This window comes from Trinickia sp. (assembly GCF_035492435.1).
GTDB lineage: Bacteria > Pseudomonadota > Gammaproteobacteria > Burkholderiales > Burkholderiaceae > Trinickia.
The window spans coordinates 1-10,600 of sequence record NZ_DATJJF010000033.1 but is presented as its reverse complement, the minus strand read 5'-3'; the positions used below and the strand labels follow the sequence as shown (position 1 = coordinate 10,600).

The following is a 10,600-nucleotide window of genomic DNA, read 5'->3' as shown; positions in this document are numbered from 1 at the left end:
TCGCCGTACACGGTGATCGGCTCGCCCAACAGCGCCTGCATCATGAAGTTCGACACCACGCGGCCGTCGCCCGGATGCATGCGCGGGCCATACGTATTGAAGATGCGCGCGATCTTGATCGACAGCCCGTGCTGGCGCCGGTAGTCCATAAAGAGGGTTTCGGCGCAGCGCTTGCCTTCGTCATAACAGGAGCGCGGGCCGATCGGATTCACGTTGCCCCAGTATTCTTCTCGCTGCGGATGTATGCTCGCATTCCCGTAGATTTCGCTCGTCGATGCCTGAAAGATCTTCGCCTTCACGCGTTTCGCGAGGCCGAGCATGTTGATCGCGCCATGCACGCTCGTCTTGGTCGTCTGCACCGGGTCCCGCTGATAATGGATTGGCGAGGCGGGACACGCGAGGTTATAGATTTCGTCCACTTCGACATACAGCGGAAACGTCACATCGTGGCGGAGCAACTCGAAATTGGGACTGTCGAGCAGATGCGCGATGTTGGCCTTGGCGCCGGTGTAGAAATTATCGACGCACAGCACGTCGTGTCCCTGCGCGAGCAGCCGCTCACACAGATGCGAGCCGAGAAAACCCGCGCCGCCGGTAACCAGGACGCGCTTGCGAAAGGCTTCTTTCATGATGATTTCCAGTGTGATAGTGCGGCGATCATTGGCACACGTGCTGAAGTGTCTGTTCCCATTCGGAAGCGAAGCGGTGGATATTGAAGCGTTCCAGCGCGAGGCGTCGCGCGCCTTCGCCAAGACGCCGTGCCTCTGTGGGATCGCGGAGCAGCCGCTGCATCGCATCGATGAGCGCGTTCGTATCGGTGTGGATGAAGCCGCTTTCGCCGTTGCGGATGACGGTCGCGAGTTCCGTCGTCGCCAGCCCGACGATTGGCATGCCGATCATCATCGCTTCGACGACCGCAAGGCCAAGGCTCGTCCAGCGGATTGGGTTGAAAAAGAAGCGGTAGCGCGCGCTAAACGCGGCCAGATCCAGATTGCCGATCTCGCTGATGCCGCCCGACGATTGCGCGTCCATGCCGACGAGATCGAGCGGCACATGCCGCGCGGCATCCGCGAAGACGTCGCTGCCCAGCCGCCGCCCACGCTGCCGCAAGTGATTGATGACGACAATGCCACGTTCCAGCTGTCCCGAATACCGCACGCCCTCGGGCACCACGACCCCGTGTTCGATCACGCGCGTCGGCGTCTCGCCGCTATCCCACATCAGGCGATTGAAATGCGTGACGTGCACGAGCAGCGTATGCGGATCGTTCACCCAGTGGCGCTGTTCGAAGGCGTTTTCCTGCGGTGGATCGTGCTCGATATAGACGCGCGGAAGCCTGCGTTGCGCATCGGAAAGCAGGTTGAGGCGATCGTCGTCCCAGTGTGTACGGTGCTGAAAAAGAATGACATCGAACGCCTGCGACGCGACTTCACTCGCGGGGATTTCGTGCACATTTTCGCCCCACGGCAGCACGCCGACCTTGCCTGCATAGCCTGGCGCATGACCGGGCTTGGTCACGAGATAGAAGTCGTGCTTCGCCTGCGTCAGGTAGTAGAGGTAGTTGCCGTGAACGTGCCACGTGAGCACGCGCAGGTGTTTCGAATCAGCGATGGGCATGGGTCGTCAGTGACTTCGAAGAAAACGCGGACGCTCCTCGCAATTGCGCATGGACAAGATCGAGCACCTGAGCGACGCTCACGCTGAGCGCGCACGGATGCCCGTAGGGACACTCGCGAAACGCGCACGGCCGGCACGGCGGATAGTCGGCGAGCACGCGATGACGTTCGCGGTCGAGCGGCGCCCAGCGGCGCGTGTCGCTGCCCGATGCGATGACCACGCTCTTTGTGCGCATCGCCGCGGCGACATGCGAGAGGCCCGTGTCGTTGCAGACGATGAGCCGCGCCCGCGCAACCAGCGTGGCCAGCCCACCGAGCGTTGTGCGGCCCGTGAGGTCGACCGCCTCGACGCCGGGCGACGCCGCGATGCGCGCGGTAATCGCCGCTTCGCCCGTGCTGCCCGTTAAGGCGATCTGCCAGCCCTCGCGCGCCAGTGCGGCGCTCACGTGCGCGAAGCGCTCGGCGGGCCAGCGGCGTGAAGGCAGTTGCGCGCCTGCGTGCACGATGACGAGACGCGCGATGTCGAGACCGAGGCGCTTGATCAGTGCGTTGCATTCGCGTGTGTCCTGCGGCGTGAGCGGAATTTCCAGATGCGTGCAGCGTGCATCGATGCCGAGCGCGCCTATCAGCGCGTTACAGCGCACGATTTCGGGCAGCGCATCTGGCCAGGGAATGAAGACGCCCGCACGCGGCGCTTCGCCCGGCTTCAGAAAGCCCGCGTCGATGCGCGCACCCATCCCGGCGACAATGTCGTTGGCCACGCCTCCACTGCCGTGCAACTGGATGGCGAGATCGAACCGGCGCGAGCGCATCGCCTCCCAGAACGCGGGCAGATGCGCGTCAATTTCCTCCTGCTCGGGAAAGCCGACGGCACCGGGAAACACGACCAGCTCGTCGATCAGGTGCGCATAGCGTTCGACGAAGCTGTGCGCCCACCGCAAGCCGATCAGGACGATATGCGCGCCGGGATACGCACGCCGCAACGCACGCAATGCGGGCACCGAGCAAAGCATGTCGCCAAGTTGCAGCGCCCTGAAAATCGCGATGCGTTCGATGGTCGCGATCATACGAACACCACGCGGAATTTCACCGCGCCATAGAGCCGCCAGAAGATCGAGAGAAACGGAATCCACAGCGACGTCCACGCCATTTCCAGCACATGCGAGGGCGTGAGCGCGGTATGCAAGAGACGCCTTTTGCAGAAGCCGCCGGTCAACGCAAGCCACGCGACGAGGAACGCGTAGGCGATCGTGCCGTGTCCGTAGCCGAACGAGATGAGTGCGAGCGCGATACACGCAAGGATCGCGTAATAGAGCAGCGGCGGAGTACGCCGGATGCGCGCCCTATAGAGCGTGCGATGCTTCTTAAACAGCAGCGCATCGAACTGACTCTTCTTTTGCTGCGAAAGACTTACGCCCCAGCGCGCGGGCCGCACCGGGTGCAGCACCATCGCCTCACGCGAGGGCACGACGTGCGCGCGAATGCGCAACAGTTCGAACTGGATGTCTGAATCCTCGCGCCACGCCGACGTGAAGCGCGCATCGAAGCCGCCCGCGCGCTCGAGCGCCGAGCGGGTGAAGAAGGCGTTGGCCGTGGCGAACTCCGCATGAGCGAGCCCCGCCGCGTCCCGCTCGTAGTCGGTCGGGTGATCGCTCAGCGGCACTACAATGCGCCCCGCGACGACATCCGCACCCGCGGCGAGCGCCGCGACACCCGCCGCGAGCCAGTCCGTATCGGCAATGGTGTCGTCGTCGGTGAAAGCGATGAAGGACGCTGCCGACGTGCGCCATCCCGCGTTGCGCGCGCCTGCCGGCCCTTGCGTCGCCGTTACCGGCATATAGCGGACGCGCGGGCCCGGCGGCATTGCGGTTTCGCTTTCGCGCGCAAAAGCGGTGACGCGTTCGCGCGTCACATCGTCGGGGCCATCGTCGCATACGACTATCTCGAAGCGGCACGCATCGTAGCGTTGCGCGACAAGCGCGCGCAGACAACGCGCCAGCATGTCGGGCCGCCGGCATGTCGGTATCACGATCGACACGTCGCATGCGAACTCAGCGCCGGTCTTCGCGTGCGTCGCACCCGATGACGCACAGTCGCCCTCGAGCGGAAACGACGCGCCTGCGCACGTGCTCATGCGCCCGCTCCGGGTTTTTCGACGAGGAACTGGCCAATCACGAGCGCATCGAGCGGTGACGTCCAGAACGATTCGAGCGCATCGCGCGGAGTATTGACCATCGGCTCGCCCCGCGTATTGAACGACGTGTTGACGAGCACCGGCACCCCGGTGCGCGCCTTGAACGCTGCGAGCAAATCGTAATAGAGTGGATGCTGCGAACGATTGACAGTTTGCACTCGCGCGGTCCCGTCAATATGCGTGACCGCCGGAATGCGCGACTTCATGTCCTCGCGCACATCGAATACAAACAGCATGAACGGCGCGACGCGTGCATCGACGAACCAGTCCTTAGCGTGCTCTTCCATCACGACAGGCGCGACGGGGCGGAAATCCTCGCGGTCCTTGATCTCGTTCAACCGCGCCTGCATGCCCGGATCGACAGGCGACGCAAGAATTGAACGCGCGCCGAGGGCGCGCGGACCGAACTCGGCGCGCCCCTGATACCAGCCGATCACGCGATTTTGCGTGAGCAGTGCAGCTGTTTCGTCGGCGATATCGTCGAGCCGGCGATACGGCACCTTCGCCCACTGGAGGAACTGTTCGATTTCCTCGTCGCAGTAGCTCGGTCCGAGATACGCATGATTCATGCGCCAGCGGCGCTCATGATCTCCGCGCCTGGCACGCTCACGGTAGTCGGTCCAAAGCGCGGCACCGAGTGCGGTGCCCGCATCGCCCGCCGCTGGTTGCACCCACACCTCCTTGAACGGGCCGCGATCGCTCAGGTGCGCGTTCATCACGCAGTTCAGCGCAACCCCACCCGCCATCGCGAGATTCGGCAGGCCGGTGCGCTCGTGCAGCCACTTGGCCAGAGAGAGGGCCGTCTCTTCGAGTACCCTCTGCAGCGAATGCGCGATGTCGTAATGGTGCTGGTTGAGCGGACCGCCGCGTTCGCGCGCGGGACCGAAGCGCTCGACGAGGCGCGGCGCATCCACGGTATAGCTGCCGTCGTGGCGATACTTGACGATTTCGCGAAACTGATCAACGTATTTTGGTTTGCCGAACGACGCGAGCGCCATCACCTTGTACTCGTCCGACGACTGCAGAAAACCGAGGTAATCGGTGACGGCTTCGTACAGCAGGCCGAGCGAATGTGGCAGTTCCACCTGTTTCAGCCGCTTGAATTCGCCATTCACGAACTGGCCGAGACTCGTCGTCACGCCCTCGCCACGGCCGTCCATCGTAAGCACAGCGGCGGCGTCGAATGGCGCGGCGAGAAATGCGCTCGCTTCGTGCGACAGGTGATGATCGACGTTATGCCATTCGAAGCGCGGCGTGCGACGCCCGCTGCTGAAACGCTTCTTCAGGTGATGCGGCGCGCCATCGAGCAACTGCCCGCGCGCGTTGACGATATAGCTTAAAAAAAGCGGATCCCACGGCGATTCGGATGGGTTATCGGTCACATGCTCGGACGGCATGAACGGCAGCGCGATCGTCGCTTTGGCCTGCCTCGGCATGCCTAAGAACAGGTTAGGATCGTATGAGTAGGCGATATGATCGATATCCGCCAACTCGATGCCAGCTTCCTTCAGGCAATAGTCGATCGCATCGAACGGCAGTTGCCATGTCGAGAAGGGCACCGGTCGCTTCGCATGCTTGACGTGCGTAAAGCGTTCGTCTTCCGCCGCTGCCGTCACGACGCCGTCGCAAACCAGCGCCGCTGCGCTATCGTGGTAAACCGCATTGATTCCAAGTGTGTACATGGCGAGCGAACTTTTGGCTGGAGGATCAGACAAGTGGAGGCGCCGGCACGCCCATGCCGGGGCCTGTGCCGGACAAAGTCGTCCGGCGTTGCGGGTCAAGCAACGACCGGACGGCCGCAACGACGTCATCGACCCTCACACCCAGCAGACACCGGTGATGTTTTTCTGGACAAACACTCCGATAACACCAGCGGCACGGCACGTCCCGGTAGAGCACACGATGCGGCGTTTGCCACGGCATGTGCTGTGGATTGGTGAGCGCGTACAGATCGACGACCGGCGTGCCAAGCGCGGACGCGATATGCACCGGGCCGCTGTTGTTCGACACAAGCACGCGGGCGTGACGAACGAGCGCAGCCAGCTCACCCAACTCGAGCACGCCGGCGAGGTCCACGATGCGCGCGTCGTCTGCCCACACTTGTGCGCACAGCGCGGCTTCGCTGGCCGAGCCGGTTACCGCGACCGGCCAGCCGGTCATCGTGGCGAGCACCTTCGCCGCCGCGGCGAAGCGCTCGGGCGGATAGCGGCGCGACGCGGCGGTCGCGCCCGGATGCATCGCGAGAAAGGGCGCATGAAGGTCGATGCCGCGCTCTGCGAGCTTGTACCCAAGCGTTGCCTCGTCCGTTTCGCGCACGGCGAAGCGCATGTGCGTATCGTTGGTGACCGCACCCACGTGCGCGACGAGCGCAAGCTGCCGTTCGACTTCGTGCCGCGTGCCATGTTGCGGCTCGCATTCCGCCACCCAGTCGGTCAGCAGGCGATAGGGATTTTCACGGCAATGGGCGAGCCTGCGTGGTATATCCGCGAGATGACAGAGCATTGCGGCGGGTAGCGGATTCTGGCTGTAGACGTTGAAGATCACGGCTGCGTCGAAGCCTTGCGCCGCAAGACGGTCGCGCATCGCCAGATCGCGCTTTGCTTCGGCCTGACCGTGCTTGACCCAGGGCGCGTCGTATTCGATCACGTGGTCGATATCATCGACGAAGCGTGCCGCCTGCGCGCCCGAGCCTGAGGCAAGCAGCGTCAGTTGCCGCTCGGGGTGCCCAGTCTTCAGCGCGTGAAGCGCGGGCGTCGTCATCAGCACGTCACCGAGATTGTCGAGGCGGACGCAGAGAATGTGCTGCACGTCCCCACCCCACTGTCGGCCTGGAGGGGCGGCGGGCACGCGGGCATGGGCCCGAATGGGGACGGCGATGTCTGCCGGGCGCAGCGGACCGCGTTTCATGTGGCAGACTCCGCCCGGTTGTGTTCGTCGCTCTCGCGCCACACGCGTTCGATGATGCGCGCGGCTTCGAGCATGTTCTGCGCTACCGCGTCGGGCTCGCGCAGCGGGCCGCGCTGCCACACGGTCTCGTTGCCGTTGTCGATGAGTACGGCGCCGCAGCCTGCGCGATGGCCGGCTTCAATGTCGTCGAGAATGTCGCCGACCATCCAACTTCCCGAGAGATCGAACTGGAGGTCGTATGCGACGCGTTCGAGCATGCCGGGCGCGGGCTTTCTGCAATCGCAAATGCGCCGGTAGCGTGCCACCCTGCCTTCGGGGTGATGCACGCACCAGCAGACAGCCGCGAGCCGCGCGCCCGCCCCGGCCGCGAGTTCCTGCAGGCGCAGTTCGACATCGGTGAGCGCGGCCTCATCGAACTTGCCGAGCGCCACGCCGCTCTGATTGCTGACTACGACTATCGGCGCGTTCATCCGCGCGAAGAGGCCGAGCGCGTCGAATGCGCCCGGCGCGAGCCGCATGCGACGCGGATCGACGTTGTAGGACACGTCGTCGAGGAGCGTACCGTCCTTGTCAAGGAACACGGCGGGGCGCGACCCGCTCACGGGTTTGATGACGCTCATACCATGCGCCTCATGCACCTGCGCCGCCGATGGCAGCGCGCCGCGCTTCGCCCCCTGACACCGATGTGTTCGGCGCCTCCGCGACGGTCGGCAATACCGCGCCCGCGACGCGCGCATACACGTGCGCGAGCGACTGGGCGACGCCATACCACGTGAACATCGCACGCGCGCGTTCGAGACCGGCGGCGCCCATGCCGCGGCTAAGCCCGGGGTCCCGCTTGAGCGTTGCAAGCGCATCGGCGAGGGCGACGGGATCCCTGGGCGGCACGAGCAGTCCGGTCTCGCCATGCACGACCGAATAGCAAATGCCGCCGACGGCCGCACCGATTACGGGCGTGCCGCAGGCCATCGCTTCGAGCGGCGTGATGCCGAACGGTTCGTACCACGGCGTTGTGACGAACACATCGGCCGCGTTATAGAAGATCTTCAGGCCCTGACGCCCGCGACGCCCGAGGAAGTTCACGCGATCCGCGACGCCGCGCTCGCGCGCGATGCCGCGTAGCCGCCCGATTTCGGGCGTGGCTATTTCGTTGGCTTCGTCCGAGTTGCCGCCGATCACATACAGATACGCTTCTTCGTTCAGCGCGTGATTGCAGATGCCGATGCCGCGCACGACGTTGTCGATGCCCTTGCGGGGTACCATGCGCCCGAGCTGTAACACGATAAAGCGGTCCTGCGGCCAGTTGAGCTGCTCGCGGGCGTGGACCTTGTTCATCGGCTCGAACTCGGCGCTATCGAAGCCGCACGGCACAATGTCGATGCGCTGAGGATCGGCGCCGTAGAGCGAGACGAGGTCCGCTTCGTCCTGCGGACACTCGGCGATCACTGCGTCCGACTCGCGCACGAGCGCATCTTCGATATCGAAGCGCTCATCCGGGAAGCCATCACTGGCACCCTGATGGATGCGCCGTACGCGGCCGAGCGCATGAAACGTCGTGACGAGCGGCGTGCCGAGCGCGTCCTTAATGCGCATGCCGACCAGCCCCGACATGAAGAAGTTCGCATGCAGGACATGATAAGGCGTCGGTTCCTTCCTAAAAAAGTCGATCATGAACTGCGCAAACTCTTCCATATATGGCAGTAGTACCTCCTTGGGCAACTGAACAGGCGGGCCGGCCGGCACGTTCACGACTCGTATTCCTTCAAGGCGCGAGACGAGCGGTAGCAGGGAGCGGTCGCGCCGCGTGAAGACATCGACGTGGTAGCCGCTTTTCGCGAGTTGCCTAGCGACGTTCGCGACGTAGATATTCTGCCCCCCGCTGTCGACGCCTCCCGCCACCGCGAGAGGCGAGGCGTGTTCACTGACAAGTGCGATCTTCACGGTTACGCCCCTGATGTTCTTCGTTCCGGAGTTGCCTCGCGGCGCCGATCGCCCGAGTCCTCGGGATGTGCAAGGGACGTGAGCATTCGTTGTGCCTGAGCGTTGCTTTTCCACGGCCTTAGCAATTCTTTGCCGAAGGTCGGGGTATGCGTCGGCGTACAACACAGGGTTATCTCTGGCCGCGACGGCGTTCCTGGTCGCGCACAATCGCGCGCATCCTCTGCACGCGTGCGCCGATCGCGCGGCGACGCGCCAGTGCCCACGGAAGCCCGCGGAGCATCTCTACCGCGTCGCGCATGAGCGTGCCTTCGCGATGCATCACGGCGAACGCATCGACCGTGGCCCGCAACGCTTCGCGTAACGGAAGACGAAGCCACGCGACCCAGGCGGCGTTGCGCGCGAGCAGTCGTCTGCGCAGTGCGCTGTCGCGCGCCGTCGACGGGTGGTGGTGAAGTATCAGCTCGTCGACATAAACGAGCGCGCGCCCGGTAGCCAGGATGTCGAGCGCGACGAGCGACTCCTCACCACCGATGAAAAGGCGCGGCTCATAGCCGCCCACTCCGAGGTATACGCTTGTCCGAAACACGCTCGCGCCGGCCATGTAGCCGACGAGCGCCGGTCCCGGCAAGCCACGCGCCCCGAGCGGACTCTCGCGCATGCGCTCGCAAGTCTCGTCGGCTTCATCGGTTTTGCCGACGACGACGCGCGCGTTCAGCACCGCCACGTGAGGCGCCGCGTCGAGAATCTCGACCGCGCGCGAGAGCGAGCCCGCGTGCCACCACATGTCGTCGTCACAGAAGGCAACGTACTCGGTCTCGACGCGCGCGACCCCGAGGTTGCGGCCAGCCGCTCCCATGTTCGACGGCGCGACGATCAGCTCGACGAACGGAAATGCTTGCGTGATACGCGCGACTGTTGCGTCTGACGACGCATTATCGACCACCACGATGCGGATTCGATCGGGCAAGGCGGCAAGTTTTGCCAGCGTGTCCAACACTTGGTCGACACGATTGTGCGTGAGCACCACGACCGGGAGACGCGTATCGCGTAGAGGCTCAACGTGCCCGGACAGCGATGCGGCGTCCTGCGATGTATCTGTTGCTTCGAAGCGCGGCGGCGGCGCGTCCATCGGCTCGCCCGATCGTCTTCGTCGATCCCGGCCATCGCCTCGCGCGCCAGATAATTCGGATTGGGCGTCCCAGTCCGTATGCACGTCATTTGGCGTCGCGGCGCCAGCGATTTGGCGTCGTTCAAGCGGAATCCACGTATCTGCGCCTTCATCCAGAGCTGACAACGGCAGTGAATTCACCTTTAAGGCGCTCGACACGTACCCGCGGTGCACTCCTCTTAGCGTACCAAACCGTCGACACAGAGTTTGGGCGGAGCCAAGCAAATCGGGGCGCATTTAATTTTGGCTCAGATGAATTGAAAAATGTACATCCCGCCCGAAGAATGCAGAGACACTGCCCCACTACTACGATTTCTTCTTCACGACGCTTATCTTGCCATCCGATTCGAGGTACATATACTCGACCTCGTGGACGGAGCTCACTCCATGCTCTCTAATTTTGGCATCGAGCTCCTCGTCGGTTATAGCTTCACGGCGCATATTAAGGGCGTGCTTTCGTCCATGCGAGACGAGGGTTATCTTCTGGGGGTTCATGAACCGGCTAATAACTGGGAAATAAAAGGCCATTGCGTCAAAAAGACGGTTCCACGTTATAAGGGTTGCGACTAGCAGTCCAGCGTCAGCAATACTTTCGCCCTTGCCAGCCATTCCATTCTGTGCGGCGTCCGCGACGATGACGATAATGAGCAAGTCAGCGATCCCCATGGACCCGATATCCCTTCTCGACACGAATCGGAAAAGTATGAACAGAAGCCAATACATAACCGTCCCGCGCAGAATGATCTCACCGGGAGATATGCTAAACGAAAAAAG

The 10,600-nt window shown here is 63.5% G+C and carries 10 protein-coding genes; all 10 read right to left on the bottom strand.

Annotation, left to right across the window (positions count from 1 at the left end; genetic code table 11):
* Positions 1-629, bottom strand: a 629-nt coding sequence (locus tag VL598_RS02980) for an NAD-dependent epimerase/dehydratase family protein (RefSeq protein WP_325325217.1), incomplete at its 3' end; no start/stop codon positions are given.
* A 28-nt stretch (positions 630-657) separates the two neighbouring features.
* Positions 658-1,617: a glycosyltransferase family 4 protein gene (locus VL598_RS02975; protein ID WP_325325216.1), complete on the bottom strand. Its 960-nt coding sequence runs from the start codon at positions 1,615-1,617 to the stop codon at positions 658-660.
* Positions 1,604-2,683 (bottom strand): glycosyltransferase family 9 protein, encoded by a 1,080-nt coding sequence (locus VL598_RS02970; RefSeq protein ID WP_325325215.1) that lies wholly within the window; start codon positions 2,681-2,683, stop codon positions 1,604-1,606. The genes VL598_RS02975 and VL598_RS02970 overlap by 14 nt, the downstream gene beginning before the upstream one ends.
* Positions 2,680-3,750 (bottom strand): glycosyltransferase, encoded by a 1,071-nt coding sequence (locus tag VL598_RS02965; RefSeq protein ID WP_325325214.1) that lies wholly within the window; start codon positions 3,748-3,750, stop codon positions 2,680-2,682. Before VL598_RS02965 ends, VL598_RS02970 begins: the two co-directional genes overlap by 4 nt.
* Complete coding sequence (locus VL598_RS02960) at positions 3,747-5,492, bottom strand: carbamoyltransferase family protein (RefSeq protein WP_325325213.1); 1,746 nt, start codon at positions 5,490-5,492, stop codon at positions 3,747-3,749. The genes VL598_RS02965 and VL598_RS02960 overlap by 4 nt, the downstream gene beginning before the upstream one ends.
* Positions 5,493-5,517: 25 nt before the next feature.
* The gene (gene waaF, locus VL598_RS02955; protein WP_325325212.1) at positions 5,518-6,717 is read right to left on the bottom strand and encodes a lipopolysaccharide heptosyltransferase II; all 1,200 of its coding nucleotides are present in this window, start codon (positions 6,715-6,717) and stop codon (positions 5,518-5,520) included.
* Entirely contained in the window at positions 6,714-7,337 is a 624-nt protein-coding gene (locus tag VL598_RS02950) for an HAD-IIIA family hydrolase (RefSeq protein WP_325325211.1), read from the bottom strand. Before VL598_RS02950 ends, waaF begins: the two co-directional genes overlap by 4 nt.
* Before the next feature lie 10 nt (positions 7,338-7,347).
* On the bottom strand, positions 7,348-8,658 hold the full coding sequence (locus VL598_RS02945; RefSeq protein WP_325325210.1) for a glycosyltransferase family 1 protein: 1,311 nt from the start codon (positions 8,656-8,658) through the stop codon (positions 7,348-7,350).
* Between the two features lie 169 nt (positions 8,659-8,827).
* Entirely contained in the window at positions 8,828-9,787 is a 960-nt protein-coding gene (locus VL598_RS02940) for a glycosyltransferase family 2 protein (protein WP_325325209.1), read from the bottom strand.
* Positions 9,788-10,132: 345 nt separating this feature from the next.
* Positions 10,133-10,585 (bottom strand): DUF421 domain-containing protein, encoded by a 453-nt coding sequence (locus VL598_RS02935; protein ID WP_414718644.1) that lies wholly within the window; start codon positions 10,583-10,585, stop codon positions 10,133-10,135.
* Between the last annotated feature and the right edge of the window lie 15 nt (positions 10,586-10,600).